The sequence below is a fragment of the Mycoplasma sp. 3341 genome, assembly GCF_051549855.1.
Classification (GTDB): Bacteria; Bacillota_I; Bacilli_A; order Mycoplasmatales; family Metamycoplasmataceae; genus Metamycoplasma.
In genome coordinates this window covers 644,961-664,797 of record NZ_CP196080.1, presented here as the reverse complement: position 1 = coordinate 664,797, position 19,837 = coordinate 644,961, and the positions used below count along the sequence as shown (strand labels likewise).

The 19,837-nt window shown below is 30.8% G+C and carries 12 protein-coding genes; 8 read left to right on the top strand and 4 right to left on the bottom strand.

Annotated elements, in window-relative coordinates:
• Positions 1–18: 18 nt before the first annotated feature.
• Together ACSH40_RS02965 and ACSH40_RS02960 are read right to left on the bottom strand one after the other, a co-directional pair.
• Positions 19–8,487 carry a hypothetical protein gene (locus tag ACSH40_RS02965; RefSeq protein ID WP_438341512.1) on the bottom strand — a complete coding sequence of 2,823 codons (8,469 nt, stop codon included), beginning with the start codon at positions 8,485–8,487 and terminating at the stop codon, positions 19–21.
• Between the two features lie 32 nt (positions 8,488–8,519).
• Positions 8,520–8,777 carry a hypothetical protein gene (locus tag ACSH40_RS02960; RefSeq protein ID WP_438341511.1) on the bottom strand — a complete coding sequence of 86 codons (258 nt, stop codon included), beginning with the start codon at positions 8,775–8,777 and terminating at the stop codon, positions 8,520–8,522.
• Positions 8,778–9,035: 258 nt separating this feature from the next.
• Here ACSH40_RS02960 and serS point away from each other — a divergent pair, with 258 nt between their 5' ends.
• Together serS and ACSH40_RS02950 are read left to right on the top strand one after the other, a co-directional pair.
• Positions 9,036–10,301, top strand: coding sequence for a serine--tRNA ligase (gene serS, locus ACSH40_RS02955; protein ID WP_438341510.1), 1,266 nt, complete (start codon positions 9,036–9,038; stop codon positions 10,299–10,301).
• On the top strand, positions 10,301–11,770 hold the full coding sequence (locus ACSH40_RS02950; protein WP_438341509.1) for a DNA recombination protein RmuC: 1,470 nt from the start codon (positions 10,301–10,303) through the stop codon (positions 11,768–11,770). The genes serS and ACSH40_RS02950 overlap by 1 nt, the downstream gene beginning before the upstream one ends.
• Before the next feature lie 119 nt (positions 11,771–11,889).
• On the opposite strand, the gene rplA is transcribed toward ACSH40_RS02950, so the two are convergent.
• Together rplA and rplK are read right to left on the bottom strand one after the other, a co-directional pair.
• Positions 11,890–12,579, bottom strand: coding sequence for a 50S ribosomal protein L1 (gene rplA / locus ACSH40_RS02945; RefSeq protein WP_438341508.1), 690 nt, complete (start codon positions 12,577–12,579; stop codon positions 11,890–11,892).
• A complete protein-coding gene (gene rplK, locus ACSH40_RS02940) occupies positions 12,579–13,016 on the bottom strand; it encodes a 50S ribosomal protein L11 (RefSeq protein WP_438341507.1) in 438 nt (145 codons plus the stop codon). Before rplK ends, rplA begins: the two co-directional genes overlap by 1 nt.
• A gap of 196 nt (positions 13,017–13,212) precedes the next feature.
• Here rplK and ACSH40_RS02935 point away from each other — a divergent pair, with 196 nt between their 5' ends.
• The 6 genes from ACSH40_RS02935 (at position 13,213) to ACSH40_RS02910 (ending at position 19,835) form a co-directional block, all read left to right on the top strand.
• Entirely contained in the window at positions 13,213–14,340 is a 1,128-nt protein-coding gene (locus ACSH40_RS02935; protein WP_438341506.1) for an MnuA family membrane nuclease, read from the top strand.
• Between the two features lie 180 nt (positions 14,341–14,520).
• On the top strand, positions 14,521–15,387 hold the full coding sequence (locus tag ACSH40_RS02930; protein WP_438341505.1) for a hypothetical protein: 867 nt from the start codon (positions 14,521–14,523) through the stop codon (positions 15,385–15,387).
• Complete coding sequence (locus ACSH40_RS02925) at positions 15,380–16,414, top strand: aromatic motif membrane protein (RefSeq protein ID WP_438341504.1); 1,035 nt, start codon at positions 15,380–15,382, stop codon at positions 16,412–16,414. The genes ACSH40_RS02930 and ACSH40_RS02925 overlap by 8 nt, the downstream gene beginning before the upstream one ends.
• Positions 16,407–18,209, top strand: coding sequence for a hypothetical protein (locus tag ACSH40_RS02920; RefSeq protein WP_438341503.1), 1,803 nt, complete (start codon positions 16,407–16,409; stop codon positions 18,207–18,209). The genes ACSH40_RS02925 and ACSH40_RS02920 overlap by 8 nt, the downstream gene beginning before the upstream one ends.
• Positions 18,209–18,928 carry an ABC transporter ATP-binding protein gene (locus ACSH40_RS02915; protein ID WP_438341502.1) on the top strand — a complete coding sequence of 240 codons (720 nt, stop codon included), beginning with the start codon at positions 18,209–18,211 and terminating at the stop codon, positions 18,926–18,928. Before ACSH40_RS02920 ends, ACSH40_RS02915 begins: the two co-directional genes overlap by 1 nt.
• Positions 18,915–19,835, top strand: coding sequence for an aromatic motif membrane protein (locus tag ACSH40_RS02910; protein WP_438341501.1), 921 nt, complete (start codon positions 18,915–18,917; stop codon positions 19,833–19,835). The genes ACSH40_RS02915 and ACSH40_RS02910 overlap by 14 nt, the downstream gene beginning before the upstream one ends.
• Positions 19,836–19,837 lie beyond the last annotated feature (2 nt).

Below are 19,837 nucleotides of genomic sequence, written 5' to 3'. Positions count from 1 at the left end.
TATCTCCTTATTTCCTAATTAGTGTAATTTCATTTTTATGTTTATTGTTTCTACGACCTCAACAAATTTCGGATCCCCTGGATAGTAATCACCATTTAAATAAATAGCCCCGTCTCATCAGGTACCTTTATCTCAGCTACTATCTCAAATAGAACGTAGACGGTCGGCACGTCCAGTGATTGTTTCTGCAGCTCGACGAGCATAAATTTCTGGAATGTATTTAATTAAGCCATTCTCTTTTCCTTCATTTAGCGCTAGTGTTAACGAATTTGCTTCAATATTAGTGTTGATTGTTTTTTGTGTCCCATCACTCAATGTAATTGTTTTTTGAGAACGAGTAGAACTTTGCTTAGGTCAAAATGCTCTTCATTCATTTCCTTCTAAACCATTACCACTACTTTGTTTCGAATATCCTAATTTGAAACTGAAGTTTTCATTTGATGACGTGTCAATGCTTCCACCAACAAATGTATGCAAGTTGTAAATTGCTACTCTTGGTACTTCTGTTTCTGAAACAGTTTGATTTTCTTCTACCATTGGAACCATAATATCGATGTAATATGAGTATTTATATATGCTTCCTTCAACTTTAAATTTAGTTTCCATTGGAGCTCAGTAAATTATTGCATCTCCATTTGGACGCACATATTGTTTGTATTTATATCCTTCTATATTTAATCTAAAGTCATCTTTGAATTTGAACTTAACTTCAAAGTTTTCATTTTGCTTATTGTTAACATCATCTCTGCCTTCTGAAGAACCCAATGTTGAGTATGAAGCGAATGACTTAATTTTTCTCTTTAGTAAATCATAGTAAGAATATTTCAAGTAAGCTGCTAAGTAGTTAGGTACTGCAGTATATTTGTTTCATCCTGCTTCATTCATTGTGAACAGCGATGCATTTTCCATAGCATCAGGACTCGAAAAGTTTTCTTTAGTTAATGTTGAAACATCGAGTGTTTTAAACGTTAATAATTGTGTTTTAAGATCTATTCAGAATGGGGGAACGTCTTTAAATACGCTGTTTTGCTCGTAGTCAGCAGGTGTGTATGAAATTCTTATGTTAAAACTTACTTTCTTTGTGGATGTATCAGACTGCAAGATGACTTTGGCAAAATTTTCTTCACTTTGTTCTTTGTAAATTCAGACTTTTACGTTATTTACGTTATATGTCTCAAGTTCATCTAAAAAATTCACTGGTGTTTTTACAACAGGGAATCAGCGGAACAAATTAATAAATGCAGTTTGATTATTAATTTCCTTGTACTCATACACCTTGCCATCTTTTATAAATGTATTTTGAGATGTGGGAATATCGTTTAGTTTTTGTATAAATGTTTCCGCAAGAGTATTTGAGTCTGCTAAAGCAATTCCTCCTCAATATGAGTCTTCCGAATTATATTGGTATTTAACTGGTGAATAAAAAAGATCAAGATTTGTTGGTTCTTCTAGTCATTTTCACAAGGTGTGAGTGGATTTATATGCTTTGTAAATGCTATAAATAGAGTCAGCAAGACTCATGCTATCTTTGTTTCATTTGGTTATAAGTAAATTTTTAAAATCATAAGTACTTTTAGCAACGCTTTTGTAGCTGTTTGTTGCTATTAAAAATGCGTCGTTACTTGCCCAATCTCACTGTGGTCCAAATACCTTACCACCGATTTTTCTTACTACAATATTTTTTAAAAATGGAATCAAATCAACCCGGGCATCTACATAGGTAGCAAAAATATTCTTCAATGACACATCTTCGTTTGAAGAAGTTCCATAAACCATGTCGTTGAATTTTTCATGTCTTTTTCAAATATTAGCCACTGTTGTAATTCAACCATTCATTGATTCATTTACTTTATTGCTTGCATCACTTTGATCTTCTTTGACAGTTGCTTTATCAAAAGTAAATTTGTATTTCGAAAATGCAAATGGAGAGTTTTGATAGTTAGCCCATGCAGTTTCTGACGAACTTGTGTCTGAATTTGCAAAAGCAGTAATAAGATTTTCGATTTCTGAATATCTATCGATATTTTTTAGAACTTGAGTAAAGTATGTTGAGTTTGAATCATCTGACAAGTGTGACTTAATTTCATTAGCAAAGTCATTATATTGAGCTAATAAAGGCGGGGTGGTTATAACAAACTTAGATCATAAGTTTTTGATTTGTGATTCTAGTGCTTTTTGAACAGGCACATAGTTGTTAATAATATTTGAACGGTAATTGGCAAATAAGTCTGTTCCTTTTGCTGTGTGAGTTTCATCCGGTTTTTGTTCTAAATCAAAGCTAAAGCTGTTTAGATATGTGTTGAAACTTTTTAAATCTTGTTCAGTCATATTCATTGATTCTAGAACTTGTGATTTTTGCAAGTTTTGTCAATCTTGAGCAGTATTTGCTGTTCCTGCATTATTAATACTGTCAATGAATTGTTTTAGTCATTTGTGTTCTCAATAGATTCTAGATCATGAACTTTCATACAGTCATGAAAGATTTTGTTGATATTTTGTAGTTGCTTCATTAAAGTTTTCAGAAATAGCATTAAATTTGTCAGTGTCTTGAATTTGAACATTATTCATTGAACTGAATGGATCATTAGAAATGCTATCAAGTGTTTCTATTCCTTGAAGTGTCATAAAGCTGAATAGTGATTTTGATTCATCATATAAATTACGTGCTTCTGATTCTTTTGTTTTCTTTAATTTAGCAATTAATCCATCAAATGGATCACTTATTTTATTAATGCTTTCTTCTTTGTTTGAATTTAATAAAGCAATCACTTGATCAGTTGTCATATTTTGAGTGTTTTCACTCTTAGCAGTAGCAATTGTTTTGGTTGTGTTTACTTTTGCTTTTTCAATAGCAGTTCCTAATTCTGTAAATAAACCTTGAATTGCTGGAGTTTGTGCATTTACATCTTTTTGGTTGTATCAATTTTGAGCATCAGCAATAATATTTTTTAGTTGGGTTGTAGCATTGATTGCTGTTGTATATGAATAAGGTCCTGAACTCTCAATGTATTTTTGTCTTAGAGAGTTGTAACCTTCTTCATTTTCTAAAGTGCTATCGTTAGCTAACAATGTAAAAATGTTTTCTAGAATGTCTCTAATTGGTGTCTTTTCTTCTTCTGATAATGAATTATTGGTATTTAGCTGATTTAATGCAGTTGCATACGCTGCGATAATTTTTAATTTTGCAATAGCATTTAAAATTTCAGTGTTTCTTGTTCTTAGGTTTAGATTGACAAAATCTTTAGCATATGTTTCTTTACCTTTTTCGATTAGACCTTTTACAGCAGGATTTACACTAGCATCTCCTTTTAGTACTTTCAATTGTTCAACAACTTTTGGATTGTTTTTAATATCATCATTCGACTCTACACTTGTTATTTCTTCTTGTGCTTTAGCAATGCTGTCAGCAATATCTTTGTATAAACTTAGCACACCAAAAGCATTGTTAGAAGATTTTTTAACATCTAACAATTTATTAATAACATTGTCAAAGTTGTTTTGTTGTGGGACAACAGCAGGATTTACAAAGTTGATTGATTTTGTTTTTTCTAATTGACTGGTGAAGTAATTTACCATAGCAGTTTGCAAGTCTTGATATTTTGCTTCGACGTCTTCTGATGATTCCTGTTTCAATGCTGCTTTGGTTTTATCAATCAAGTTTTCGTTTGGTGTGTTGATGATAACGTTTGCAACTTCTTTTCTTGTTTGATAAATCTCATTTAAAGAAACAAACATATCATCTAAATCACTTGCCAAGTCATTAATATTTGATTCCTGTAATTTTTGTCCTGATAGCGCATATTTAGGAACACTTCTTAAAATGGCATCAGCCATGTTGGTTGTATCAATATCAAATTTGTTTGTTTGATACAAGATTTCATCTTTAATACTTGATTGCACTGCAATTTTTTCGATTTGTTTATCAAATAAATTGCTAAATTTGTTCATTTCAAGGGTTATTCTTGTTACTTCTTCATTTGTTGTGTCAGATGCTTCTGACTGTTTTAACAATTGGTCAATGTAGTTTTGAACTTCTTGTTTTTTGGCATCTGGTGTACCAAAATTATTACTTCCTTGTGGGTAAGTAATTGTCGCTAATTTTTCTTTAACTGAAGCATATTTTTGACGCAAGTTGGTTGAACTACGTAATTTATCTAATAGTTCATTAATTTGTTCTGAAAGTTCAAAAACATCTGCTTCTGTTGCACTATCTGAACCATATTTTGTCTTAGCTTCTGCTATTTTTTGTTGTAGCTTTTGAACCGCTTCTTGTTCAGCTTCACTTAGATTTTGAGTTCCAGTGTTGGTGATTAAATCACTTGCTTTCTTAACTACTTTAGCTAGTGAACGAGTTTTTTCTAAACGTCCAACAAGATCATTTAATTTTGTGTCAACAACTTTTACGTCCGCAGTTGTATTAGCATCTGTATTTTCTTGTGAAAGTTGATCAAATAAGGCATCAATAGCATCCTTGTAATCTTGATCAGTTTCACTTAAGTTAATTGAGTTATCGAAATCTTTTTTAGCAGTATTGATCTTTTGTGCTTCTTGTCTTTTAGCTTCTTCTAATGACAATGAGTCAATTAAAGCGTTTTCAAGATTTTGTTTTTCAGTTTTTAGTTGCTCAGTTGTTGTATTGTCAGCAGCTGAAGGAGTGTTGTCACGAATCGATTGTTCTAAATAATCAGGAGTGATAGTTACATCGGTAGGTGGATTATCTTTTAGGTCCTTAATTCTATCGAAGACTTTCTTTTGAGTATCAACTAAAGAAACTAAGTTTTTTAATCTTTCAGTTTCGTTAGCGATTTCTTTTTCATCTCCTACTTGAAGACTTTGCACATGATTGTCAATAGAATTTAAATATTCTTGTAATTTTTGTTTTGTTTCTTGTGCTAAAGGACTTTCTGAGTAAGGGCTTTGGCTTAGTTCATCAAGTTTTTGTTGAGCTAATTGTTTTTGGAAATCAAATAAATCGTTTTGATATTGATAATTCATTTGATTATAAATATCATCTAGTTGTTGTTGGGTGGTACTATCAGCATCTTTTAGTTGTTGATATTGCTCATATAAAGCATTTAGTTTAGGTACTACTGCTTCTGAACCATTGACAATATCTTTTGCCTTGGCGTCGTTTACTAAATCGTTATATTTAGCTTCAATATCACTTTTAGCTTTGGCAAAATCACTAGTGATTTGATCTTTTTCGCTATTGCGTTTTCTTAATTCTTTAACTGCTTCAACTTTTAAGTTCTTTAATTCAGAAATTGTAATTGGTTCATTGTTTAAGCTTTCACTCAACTTGTTAATTTTTTGTTCAAGTTCATTTGCAGGAGCTGAATAGATAGCCTTATTTTTCTCCGCATCATTGTAAACACTTTTTAGTTGGTTAATGGCGTTTTCAGCTTCTATGTAACTATTTGATTTTGAAAGCTCTTCATTTAGATTATTAATTTTTTCTTGAATTTGTAACGCATTGTCACCATCATTAACAAGTGGTTCATTGATGGTGTCAGCAAATTTTTGTCAAGCAACTGGATTAGTTTCTTTATCGATTGCGTCTAAACAACTTAAAGCATCGTTAAGTTTATTAGCAAGCTTTTGTTGTCTTGCTAGTTTTTCAGTCATCTCTTGAATTTGTTCCACAGTAGCATCAGGGTTGGCTAAAAGTTGATCTTTTTGATCTAAAAGAGCTTGAATTGAATTATTTACTGAAGCATAAGGTTCTAAGTTTTTGTTGTCTCCAGTATACAAACTTTTTGCAAGATTTGCTGCTTCATTTTTCAATTCTGCCAAAGCAACTTGAATTTGTAAGTTTTTATTTGCTTCATCAATTTGAGCTTGAATTTGGTTGTATTCGCTAGCCTCATTAATATTGTCTTTATTGAAATCAGCACCATTACTGTATGTTTGCAACAGCTCTTGTGCTTTGTTGTACGCTTGTTTTAACTCTGGATAGTTTTCGCCATTTTTATTTACAGAAGAAGCTGAGTTATTGTATGTTGATTGCAAAGCTTGCAAAGCAAGTTCTAAATTTGCTGCTTGCGGGGCAGATTTTTGCATTGTCAACATTTGGTTTTTAATTTTTTCACGTTCATCAGTATCTTCAGTTGCTAAATAAGCTGTCTTTAAAGCTTCCAATTTATCTAAGAAAGTTTTTTCGATTGCAGTTGGTTCACTTGAGTAACGAGTTGGCACAAAAGCATCTTTAATTGCTTGTAGAGTAGGTTTGTAAATACTATTAACATCAAATTGTTTTTTCTTTTCGTTGAAATCTTCGATTGCTCTTTGCAATCTTTCGTATGTATCAACAGGATCTGAATTTTGTGGATTGTCAAAATCTTCTTTTGCTCTGCTTAGCAATTTTTCAATGTTTTTAATTTCTTCACCTAGTTCAATCTTTAAACTTTCAGGTAGATTTGAAATTGTGTTTTGTGCTACTGGGTAAATAGTGTCAAGTTTGTGGAAATTCTCAGCATTATCATTGATAGCTTTAATTTCTTGGTAGATTTTTTGTAATTGTTCCTCTTTTTGCTCAACACTTAAAGTTTTATCTGAGTCTACACGATCAGCATCGTTTCTTAAAGTGCTAATTTGAGTAAGTAAGATTTCTTTTCCTTTGCTTCATTTTTCACCAAAAACATCCACAACTTTTTCTTTTGTTACATCAGCATAACTTTGAACATCGTCTTTTTTAATTTTTACTCTTTGGTAAATATAAACGTCCTGAGCTCAAGCAATATCTTGTTGTAATTCTTGCCGAGTTGAACCATCGTACAGGGTAGCAACTAAAAAGACATCATTTAGTTGTCATTTATCAAGTCAGTTTTGAACGTTTTGTTTTTCAGTTTCATCAACAATTGAATCTTTTAATTTACTTAAGGTTGTGACTCAACCTTTAAGTTCTTCTTTGTTAATTTGTCTTTCTTCTTCGGTTAGTTCAGCTAATGCCTTTTCATTTTCACTAATTGTGTGGCTTTGTGCAAGGTATTTAGATAACTTATCTTTAAGGTTTTGAATTCTAGTTTGATTTTCTGAATCCAATTTTGTATATTTTAAATTTTGATAAGAAACTTTTACTTGTTTTTCAAGTACTTCTAATTGATTAATTAATTGTTCATTATAAGAAATTGATGTGGCTAATGAATTGTATAAATCTGATAATTTTTTAACGAATTCACCTAGATTTTCAACATTTTGAGTTAGTAATTCATTGTTAATGTATTTATCAAAATCATCACTACTAATTGAGTGATTGTCTTTTGCATTTGTAAGTAATTGTTTTAATTTTTGACTGTAACGGTTAGCAGTTGAAATCAAGAAGCTATTGTCTAGCATCTTGATATATGTTTCCACATTCACAGAACTTGTGTCAACTGAAGTAATTAATTTTTCAACTTGTGAGCTAAAAATTCCGTAGTTATCTTTGTTTTCTTGATAGCTGTTTTGTAAGGTTTGAGCTGATTTTTTTAGTTCTTCATCTGTTAAGAAGTTGGCACTAATTTTTGAAAATTCCGTATTAATAAAATCACTAACATCGCTTTGAGCACTTAAATTGTTTGCTGGAACTAAAGCGTAAGAATTTAGGATTGCTTCTTTGAAATCGGAAACTTCTTTGATAAATTTATCTTTTGAATCTTTTTGTAGTTGTGAAGCATTAATTTCGTCAATTAGAGAGTTTAATTTTGTGTTGATACCTTCTAGATTTGCTGTGCTTAAAGACTGCATTGATTCATCAATGTTAGTTGCTGCTGTATTTAAAACATTAGCAAAAATGCTATTTAAGGTTTGTAAATAATCTTTAGTTAAGTTTTTGGCATTTAAGTTTGTTCTAATTGTGTCGATAGCTGAAAAAACATTTGCTTTGTCAGTTGAATTTTTTAAGAATGAATTGTCATAAATGTTGTTTTCAATTAGGTGATAAAATTCTTTTTCAAGATCTCAAGTTGACTTGTTACTACTATTCACCATTCCATCAAAGTTTGAATAAAATTTAGTGAAATCAAATGAGTCACTATCAGCCTTAACTTTTTCGTAAAGTGGTTTAACAAGTACTTTTAGCTCTTTATCTTTGATTAAGTTACTTAGGTTATTTAGAGCAGCATCAACTTGGTCTGTTGTGGCATTAGTGTCTTTTACCACTGACTCAAATTGAGCTTTTGCAACTTTATCAACTAATTCATTTTTCAACTGATACATTGTGTTTATATCAGAATTCTTTTGCTTAATTAATTCTTCAGCTCTTTTTACAAGATCATTAATGTTGTCAACATTATTTGCATCTAGATTTTTGTTATCTGCTAATTGTTTTTTTGTGTCAACTACTTGTTGTTGTAATGCTTGATAAATATTTTTATCTTTTACGAAGTTTTCATTTTTTGAATCTAACTCATGAACAAGAGCTAAGGCAGTTGCAAGTCCTGCAGCCGCTGCTAGAGTTGTTCCAAGAAAAATTGAAGCATTTAATTTTTTGTTATTTCTTTTAGCCATAAATCTCCTTTGTGTTTTAGTATTTATGATTTCTAGTTATTTTTGAAGAATCCAAAAATTCCATTAACTCTTTGTGCCTTAGTTAAAAGTAAACCATTTGCATCTGTGTTATTGAAACGAATAAAATCTGCTAGATATGCTATTTCTACGCACAAAATTAAAAGTAAAAGTAGTGTTAGTATGATAGCGATTGCTAGTCAAATTTTTTGTCCTTTGGTCATCGCTTTTTTTTCTTTTTTTGCTTTAGCTGGTTTTTGTTCGACAGCTTGCATGTTATCTGTTGAGTTCATATTTACTCCTTGGAAAATAAATGTTTGAAAATCTATTGTTAAAACATTTTGAAAATAAAAATATTTTTAAAATTATACTACAAATTTATAAAATTTGTTAGAGGGCTTAGATAAAAAAAAAAAACATTTTTACTCAAAGAAAGACTGAAAAATTGCTTTTTTTGTTTGCGAAAATGTCAAAAAATTATTGAAAAAACTAGCAGTTGTCATTTTTTTGTGCTGTTGTATAATTTAAATAATTATTTAAGGCGGTAAAAAATGTTAGATTTAAAATGATTATTAAATAATGAAAATATAGCAAAAGAGGGACTGAAAAAGAGAGGTTTCAATGTTGAAGTTGTTGATAATTTGATAACTTTGACAAAACAAAGAAATGCAGCAACACATGTTGTTGAAAATCTTCAGTCTCAACGCAATAATTTGAGTGAAGAAATAGGTATCAAAAAAAGAAATAAACAAGATGCTTCTGAGTTGATTCAAAAAGTAAATGAAATTAAAGAAGAAATTGAAAAACACAACGTTGAACTAGAAAAATTGAACCAAGATGTACTAAACTTAGCAAGTCAAATTCCTAATGTCCCACACGAAAGTGTTCCTGTTGGGGCTGATGAAAATGACAACGTAGTTATCAATGAACATGCGAGCTTAGGAAGAGGTTTGGTTAAAGGTATAAAACCTCACTACGAAATTGCTAAAGATTTAGATATTGTTGATTTTGAAAGAGCAGTCAAACTGGCGGAATCAAGATTTGTCACATACAAAAAAGATGGGGCAAAATTAGTTCGTGCACTAGCATCGTTCATGCTTGACACACACATTGCGAATGGGTATGAAGAAATTATGCCAGCACACTTGGTTAACTCAAAAATGCTTTTTGGAACCGGACAATTACCTAAATTCAAAGAAGACCTATACAAATTGGAAAATGAGGATTTATGACTTATTCCAACAGCAGAAGTTCCAGTTACAAACTATTACAATAGTGAAATTTTAGATTTAAGCAAAACCAAAAAATTTGTAGCATACACTAAGTGTTTTCGTTCTGAAGCGGGGAGTGGCGGAAAAGATACTCGTGGTTTAATTCGCCAACATGAATTTCACAAGGTTGAACTGGTAAAACTTTCGAACAATGAAAATGTAATGCAAGACTTTTTTGAAACAGTTGAAGATGCAAAAAGAATTTTGGAGCTTTTAGAAATTCCTTATCGTGAATTAAGTTTAAGTACAGGAGACATTGGGTTCAGTAGTGCTAAAACTACTGACTTAGAACTTTGAATTCCTAGTGAACAAAGATATCGCGAAACATCATCAATATCTGTTTTCTTTGATTTTCAAGCTCGTAGAGCAATGATGAGATATCGTGACCTGGAAGGCAAAATTCAATATGCCAACACAATTAATGGAAGTGGATTAGCAATCGACAGAGTAGTTGCTGCAATATTAGAAAACTACCAAAATGAAGATGGAAGCATAACAGTTCCTAAAGTATTGGTACCATACATGAAAAAAGAGGTAATTAAATAATGGCTGTAGAATTATTGATTTTAACTTTTGTCATCATTATTTTATTGATGGCAATTGGGGCAGCAATATATGCGTTTATAAAATTAAAAAAATGAAAAGATTCAAATAAGGAAACAAGGGAAATAATTGAAAAAACGAATAAATTAAATGATGAAACAAATAAATTGTTACAAGAATTTAGAAGTGATTTCAAATTACTTGAAAACGATCTTGTCACTCTTAAAGCTGACTTTAAAAACAATGTAGAAAACATTGAAAAAGAAATAAAGAATTTCAAAGAAGAATTAAATCCAAAAATTGAAAACTTTATTAATAATTACGACAAAAAGTTTTCAAGCGCTGTTGAGTCGTGAGAAACAAAAGCACAAGCAAATCATGATGCATTAGATAAGATTTTAAAAGAAGGTGTTAACAACAATACAAATATCACAAATAAGTTTGTATTGGACTTCAGTGAAGCATTAAACATTAAATTTGAAGGTTTAGACGTAAAAATCGACACAAAACTTACTGAAATTGAAGATGCTTTCAAAAAACGTTTTGAAAACGAAATGACTGCTAAATTGAAGGAACATTTTGCAAATGTAACAAACACAATGAGCGAGCTTTCTAAAAACTTAACCAAATTTGAAACAGTGCAAGATTCTGTTAAAAACGTAGAAAAAATATTTAGCAATGTAAAATCGTTTGGGGCATTTGGTGAAAAATTTGCTCAAGATTTAATTGAAGAGTCATTTGGAAAAACTGATTCTTTAGTAGAAATACAAAAACAATTTGTTGTTAGTGATTCAAAAACAAATGAAGAAAAAACTTACAAGCCTGATTTTTCAATCAAAGTTTTTGATGTGAACGGTGAATCAAGAAACTTGTTTTTGGATGCTAAGTTCCCGCTACAAAAATGAAAAGATTTAACAAGTGCTTTGGAAGAAGGGAATAAAAGCAAGGTTGAAACTGCAAGTAAAAATTTAACAAGTGCAATCAAAAACAATATTAAAGACATTAAAAGATATGTTGATCAAATTGAAACATCTATAGATTTCGCTATTATGTTCTTGCCTTCTGAAGGATTATATGCTTGATTTACCACAAATAACATTTTAGTAAGTTTAGCAAGAGAAAATAATATTGTGGTTTGTGGACCAACAACTTTAGTTGCTATCATTAATACAATTAAAACAATTAACGAAGTTGCTGCTTACTCATACAACTCGTTAGAACTCGTAAAGCAAGCTAAAACTTTGAAAAAGAGTGTTACAGCACTTCTAACTGACATCGAAGACGCAAAAAAATGGGGTCAAAGATCAGTAGATACACTTACAAAAGCAGTGGGTAAAAGTTCTACTGTATTTAAAAACATCGAAAATGTTGGTAAATTTGAAAAGTTTTTACCAGATGTTGAGATACCAAACAGCTCACACGTATTAGTGTCTCCCTCTGGAATTGATGAAGTCGGCACAGACAAAGAATAAGTTGTTAAATTTTGATTTTTAAACAAGGCGAAGGTCTTGTTTTTTTTGTTTTTTGTTGTTGCTAGTTACAAATTATAAAAAAATACCAGTCCGCAGACTGATATTCTCGCTAGCTTATATTAATCAATTTTAATTTTAACTGCTGGTCCCATTGTTGCTGAAACTGTTAGGTTTAGCATGTATGTCCCTTTAACTGCAGCTGGTTTTAATCTTTTGATTGTTTGGATTAAAGTTTGAGCGTTTTCTACAAGGTGTTCTGTAGACATTGATTTTTTACCGATAAGTGAGTGGATAATTCCACCTTTTTCAGCACGGTAGTTTGCTTTCCCTTTTTTGATTTCTTCAACAGCTTTTCCTGGTGTTACAGTAACTGTTCCTGTTTTAGGGTTAGGCATTAGACCTTTAGGTCCAAGTTTTTTCCCGTATTTTCCTAAAACAACCATCATTTTAGGGTCGGCAACAATGATGTCAAAGTCATATTTGTCTTGATTTAAAACTTCAGCTAATTCTGCTCCTGAATAAACAAAATCTGCTCCCGCTTCTTTAGCTTGTTGTTGAGCTGTTGCATCATCTGTAGCAACTAAAACTCTTACAACTTTTCCTGTTCCATGTGGTAACACAACTGCTCCACGTAGTTGTTGATCTGCTTTACGAGTATCAATGTTTAATTTGATTGCTAAATCGATTGAAGCATCAAATTTTGCATATGAAGATTTTTTAGCTAATTCAATAGCTTCTTCTAGTGAATAAACAGCATTTTTATCTACTAATGCACGTGCTTTAGCTAGATTCTTAGAAACTTTTTTCATTAGTTGCATCCTTCACTTTCATCGTATCCTTCAACAACAATACCCATGTTTTTAGCAGTACCAGTAATTGTTCTCATTGCTGATTTTAGGCAATCTGTATTTAGGTCAGGAAGTTTGTATTCTGCGATAGCTTTTAGTTGGTCAACTGAAATAGTTGCAACTTTTGTAGTTCTTGAATTTGAAGAACCAGATTTGATTTTTGCAGCTTCTTTTAATTTGTATGATGCAGGTGATGTATATGTTTTAAAGTCAAATGATTTGTCTTTGTAAACTCAAATTTTAACTGGAACTGGTTCACTTCCACGGTCTCTTGTAGCGTCGTTGAATTGTTTTGTGAATTCAGGCATAACAATTCCTAATCCAGCTAAAGCAGGACCCGGTTTAGCTTGACCAGCATTGAATTGCAATTTAGCAATTCTAACTAATTCCTTAGCCATTGTATGTTTCCTTTCGAAATATGTGGTGCAAATGATTTACATAGAAATCTCCCACTTGCTAGAGGCAATTAAAAATTGCATTAATATTTTATCACAAAAAATACTTTAAAATAGGACAATATTTTCTAATCAAAAAAACACTCAAAAATAAAGCTTTTTCATTAAAATTGTTTTATTACTAAACTTGGAGTAAATAATGGCTAAAAAACAAAATTCTAAATCTAGAAATACTAAATCAAAAAAACCAAAAACTTTAGTTTCACTACTAACAGCTTTAATCGTGCTAGCAGCTGGTGGTGGGGGAGTGGGATACTACTTTGCAAATCAAAAAGAAAAAGTAGTTTTAAATACATCAGTGAGCTTAGAAAAAACTTCTGACTTGCGTCTTATGAGCTGAAATGTTCTAAATTTCGGTGGTTCTAACACTGCCTATAACTCAAACAAAATGATTAACATAGCAACTACTATTTTGAGTTCGCAGGCTGACGTTATTGGATTGGAAGAGATTAACTGAGGACAGGAAACAAGTGTTAAAAACTTGGTGAAACTTCTTAACCAAAACAATCAAGAAGAAACTTGACAATATGTTATCAGTCCACTCAATGTAGCTTCATATCGCAAAGAATTCGAAAATTCTAGAGAACAGATTGCTGTTTTATATCGTAAAGATAAAGTTAAGGTTCTTAATTCAGGATTTAAAGGTAAAGAAATTTATGCAAGACCACTTTACTATGTGCAATTTGAATCTGTAACAAAATCAGATTACAAGTTTGTTTCAATTTTTGGTCATTTTGATGCTCCTGATGTTAATACGAAAAACGGCGAGACAAAATCAAATGAATATTCTGGACAAGGTAACCAAGAAATAAAAGAAGCTAAGGCCTTAGCACAAATTCTGGTTGAACTCAAGACACAATACAACTGCGACATTATTTTCGGTGGTGACACAAACATTAAGGCAAAAAACAATTCGGCAATTGAAAGTGAAAAATATGCTCTAGGTTATGTTGATTTTGAAACTAATCTTGAATATTACAAAACATCTCTTTCAAACAAAGTTAAAGCTTATTCTGAGCCTTATGACAAATGAGCGATTATTGACACTGGAACAAAAAATGTTTATTATGGACAAAACTACCCATACAAAATAGATATTATTAGTGCTTTTAAAGAAGATGCAAGCGGGCATAGTTTATGAAATAGACAGGAAAGTGTTCAGAATTATAAAAGATATAAAAACGATAAACCAAATCCAACTGATCTAGAATTAATCCGTGATGTTAGTGACCATGCTCCTATCTTAGTAGATATCAAGTTTAACTAATCCCTTAAAAACAATAGCCAAGCATAGCTTGGTTTTTTTTAAGCAAAAGAAATGGAAACAAAAAGACATAATTTTTGTTTTCTTTTTTTATAAAAGCACAAAAAATTATTACCTTTGAGTTAATTTTTTTTGTAATTATTGAGATTTTTATATATAATTGCCATATATCAAAGGAGAAAAATGTCAGCGAAAATTAAAAAAATCTTGGCTTTTTCATCGTTTGTTTCGGTTGTTTCAATTACACCTTTAATTCCTTTGAGTTGTAATCAGCTCAAAAGTGAAAAAAGTACTCATAATGACACAAAAAATGAAGAAAATAACAATCAGGAAGAGTTCAAAAATGCAAAGATGGATGAACTTCTTTCATTAGTTTATGATCCAATTGAAAATGACAAAACTCAAGATGAAGCCAACTTGCAAAAAGCTTCTTTTCTTGCAAGAATGCAAGAACTAGAAGTGGACAACTTTTATATTAAAAATGTGCGTGAAGCGATGCTTTATTTTAACGGACAAACTTTTTACTATATAAAAGGAGAAGATATTTCTTATCAAAACATTAGCTCCACATTGGTGAGAATTCCTGACATTAAAACAAGTCAAGAATTTTTCTATCAACTTTTACGAGAAAACTGATATTTAGCGCTCAAATGAAGAAGTGATTTCACTTTTGTTGGTGACTTACATCAAGCTCCAAGTTTTGCATACAACAATCCGCAAGATTTTGCTGTGGTTTATCCTAATGAAGCCCTTCAAATTACTGGTGTTTCTAACAAATTGGTAGATTTGAAATACCAATACAACAAAGATAAAAATAGTTATTGAATCATGCTTAAATTCAGTGACGATACGTATCAAGCAATGTATGTCTATCGCAATACTGGAGCAATTATGTTGGAACCAAGAATATACAAATTTAAAAAAGATGATAAAGATGCAGAAATTTCAATGGATGATGCTTTTGATGTTGTTGTAAATTTAACAAAAAACGATTCAATCAAAGACATCGATATAGTTCCTTATGACATTAAGAGGTTAAACAATGTTTAAAAAATGAAAACTATTTTTACCTGTTTCACTGAGTATTTTAACGCCGCTAAGTCTTGTGTCTTGTGTTACAACTGAACAAGAAAATCCAGTTATTAAAAATAATCTTAATCTTGATGTTAAAGCTTTTTTGAATCAAAATGCTGTCCAAAGCGTCTTAGATGAAGTTTATAAAAAAGATTTTTGGGATGAACAAAGTCAGGAAGAATTAGACAAGCAAAAGCAAGAATATATTGATTCACAATTGTTAGAAAAAAATATCAAGAAACTTGATAAAGAAATGGAAAAAATTTATGCTAATTATTCTTTTGCTCGTTTGCAAACAAATGCAGCAATAGTTTCAATTAGAAAAATTGATTTTTGACGACCTAATCGATACAATCCTTTGATATTTACAAAATACAGTGATCAATGAGATGAGTTCAAAAGACAAAACTGACTGTATCTTCTTTATCGTGTAAATTGCTTTACTGCTGTTGGTTATCAGTTTGCTAAAACATCAGACAGCACTAATTTCAGAGCAACTTATCGCAATTCGCTTCCCATCACTTGACAAATGAATTCAAACCAGATAATTGATTATGCTAGTGAAAAGTTTCCGCTTAAAAGTGGACTATGGAGTGACCAACCTACTCCTAAAGAAGGTGATAATTATCAGTTTTCGACGCAACTGTTTTTATTCAAATATCCTAATGACACTTTTTTAAAGTTAAATATTGTTAAAGAGCAAAAATGAACAAATAACACACCTTCAAGACTGAAAACTGTAACTTTTGCTCCCGATAATGCTTTCAGAAGTTTTCAAAGAACATTCAACAAAGAGGTAAAAGACTACTCAGCTTCTGAAGTTTTACCATACATTATTGATATTTCAAGAGACTTGGTAGCAAAAAATGATTTTATTAGCTTAGACATTCCTGATTCAGGATGAAATCCAGATTTTGAGTTAGCAAAAGTAGAAGATAAATTTGGATCATATGTTTCATGAATATTTGCAGATTTTATAGTTCAAGGAGACAAAAATGACTAATATCAATTTAAAAACAAACTTTTTAAAGTTCTTACTTTACTACTTGATAAATAAGAAATCGACATTGTTGATGCCGATTTTGGGTTTTGCATTAACTCTTGGACTAAGTTTTATGTGTCTTGCAGCCAACAATTTGTATCAATTGCAAATGTTTATGATCGCACCGATTGTTTTATCTTTAGTCAACACAGTTGTGTTTTCTAATCTTTTAGCTATTAATATTTTTAAAAGTATTGAAACAGACGGAATGGAATTAATTGTCACTTCGAAACCAGTAAGTAGACATAGTATGGTAAATGTAAAAATTTTAATTTTCTTTGCCTTTAGTTTATTAAACGCCTTGTTAGTGTTACTTGCATTTGTTATAGGATTAAGTCCTGTTGCAAGTCAATACACTACTTACTATAAATACTTAGTGGGTGGTTCATTTGTCACAAGTCTTTTCGGATTTTGCTTCTTTGGTTTAATAACAGCACTGATTTGTACACGTTCTTCAAGAAGACTGGCTTCAACATTGGCTTCTACTGTTTTTGTACCATTATTTTTACTAGGAACATTCAGTTCTTACTTTGCTGAGCCTGCTATTAAATCAATGGCTAAGCAATTAAATAATAATTACAACGATTTAAATGTATATTCTTTTGCAACTAACAAAAACGATGACAGTTTTTACATTGTTGATAGACAACCAAGAGACATTAAAGGAGGTATAAAACCTTCTAATGAGTCAACTTATTCAACATCTCCAGAACAAAAATTGAATACTTTATTCAATCAAGTGAAAGATAATGCTGCAATCGCTCAAAGTCTTGCCTGATTAAATATTCCTTACCAAATGTCGACAATGATGACACAAAACGGAACGGATTTAATTAATACATTACAAAACAATAAGTCCAAATTTTTAGATAACATCATTAACTATTCAAACAACAATGATTTGAAATATAGTTATCAACTAATTAATAGTCAACAAATGAGTCAAGAGCAAAAAAACATTGTGTCACTAGTTCCTACAGCACCACTAATCAATGACGACATTGACTATGCTCAACAAAAATGACCTACTAATGAAATTATTTACGCTTGAGAAAAAGCTGATACTAATGAAAAATTAGCACAAGATAGTTTTGGATTTTCAAATATCGAAAACTTTGTTGGAAGGCTTAAATGAAACATTATTTCTTCTCTCTTACATAGTTCTATTTATCAAAACGAATTCAAAAACGATTTCAAAAATGATTTCAATAAGCAATTAACCGTTGATGAATTTAATGACAAAATTTATCAATTGATGAATAAATATTTAGAATTAAACCAAATTGCAAAATGATTCGATTCTTCTGTTTTAAATCATGAAAAACAAATTTATCTATATGTGGTAGCATACTATAATCTGTTTTATAACTTCAACCAAAGTTCTTTATACAAATCAGTCGTTTTAAATTACAACACTCAGGATAACGAAACAAAACCACAGCAATATAAATTCAAAGTTTATATGAATGAATACGAGACAAGAAATTATTTTGTTGGAGGATATAGCTCATTTATGCCTATCCTGACTGTCTTACAACCAGAAAATGATAGTGATAAAACCAATCAAAAAGTTGCTCGTTACCAACTAACAAAAGACTCAAATATGAATCTTTTTTCACACATAAATAATGTATATTTAATTCAAAGAAAAGCAAATATAGTTCCTGCGTCCGCAGTAATTCCTGTGTGAGTGATATTAATTGTTTTCTTAACATTAATTACTATTTGAGCGCAACGTAGAAAGGATTTTAGATAATGGAAAAAATTATTGAAGTTAAATCACTTTCAAAAAGTTATGACAAGCAAAATTACGCTATTAAAGAATTGAACTTTGATATTTTACCTGGTAAATTTCACGTTTTTATTGGTTCAAACGGTTCTGGAAAAACAACAACTATTAAATCAATTGTTGGCGCTTATGCTAACTATGAAGGACAAATTCTTATTGGCGGACTGAAAAATACACAAGCCGAAGCAAAAGCTAAAATTGCTTACATGCCGGAAAACCCAAACTTCCCTAAGGAATTGAATTTAACAAAATACATTTATTCTTTTGGTTTATTGAGTGGTTTGAGTAAAAATGAAGCAAAAAAACGTACTGAAGAAATTATTGAAAAACTAAACATTAAGTCATTTGCAAACAAAAAACCAATCAATTTTTCGAGTGGTGAAAAAAGAAAAGCACTGCTTGCTCAATGTTTGATTAGTCAACCGCAATTGATGATAATGGATGAACCTGCCGCTAACTTGGATCCAGAATCTCGTCGTGAGTTATTTAATATTCTTAATGGTTTCGTTGCCCAGAATCGTTCAATCTTTATTTCTACACATGAACTTCATGAAGTTAATCGTTTCACTAATTATGTAACCATTATTGACAAGGGAAATATTGTTTACTCAGGCGATTTTAATCCTTTAGACGATTTGGAAAAATTCTATTTCAGTCAAGTGGAAAGCTATTATGCTAAGAAATAAAAAATTCTTTATACTTTCTTCGCTTTCTTTATTGTCTTTAACTGCCATTTCGTTTGCTAGTGTGTCTTGTTCAATCAAGTTTGTTGATGAAAATCCCATTCCTGCACCAATCAAAAAAGTTGATGAAAATAGTAACATTAACATTGATAGTTTCTTGAAAAATTTCGTATTTGCTAATAAGGGTGATGCTGAAATCAACACTTTTAAAGAAAGTCAAAAAGTTAGTCAGGAATGAATTAGTGATTTAAATAAAAAAATTACTGAATATCAGTCTCTTTTCAGTGAAAACACTGAAGCAAATAACTTGAAAATGAGTAATTTGGAAACTGAAATTTCTCAACTTTTAAGTGACAAATGATACTGATACTTAACACATTTAAATCATTTCAATTTTGCATTCTCAGGTGTTGATAGTCAATTTGAGCAAATTCCTAAGTTATATAACTTTAAGCCTTCAGTGGAATATTCAAGCGCACAAAAAGACATCATACAAAATCCTTCTAAATATGTGAGTCTGACTTATCGTTCAAAATGACCTGAAGTGGAAAGTATTGTTCCAATTGAAAATGTTGATTCTGATGCCAGCGGAGTTTTTGCAGCAAAAATTAATCAAAACTTCTTTATAAGACTTTGACTGACCGAAAAAAATGGACAACCTTCAGTCGAAGTTCCATTCTTTATTTATCGTTTTAGTGAAGATAAACAAATCTTGTATACTCAGTTTCAACATTTCTATCACCAGTTTATATACCACACCAACACTTTAGGTGACGTTGCTCCAAAATTATTTGGCCAATGAGAGCAATTTGTAAAACAAAATGGTTTTTGATTGAATTATCATATTTCAAAATGAAATGATAGTGTCGGACCAAATAAAAATGTAACCGACTTACCGGTAGGACAATAACA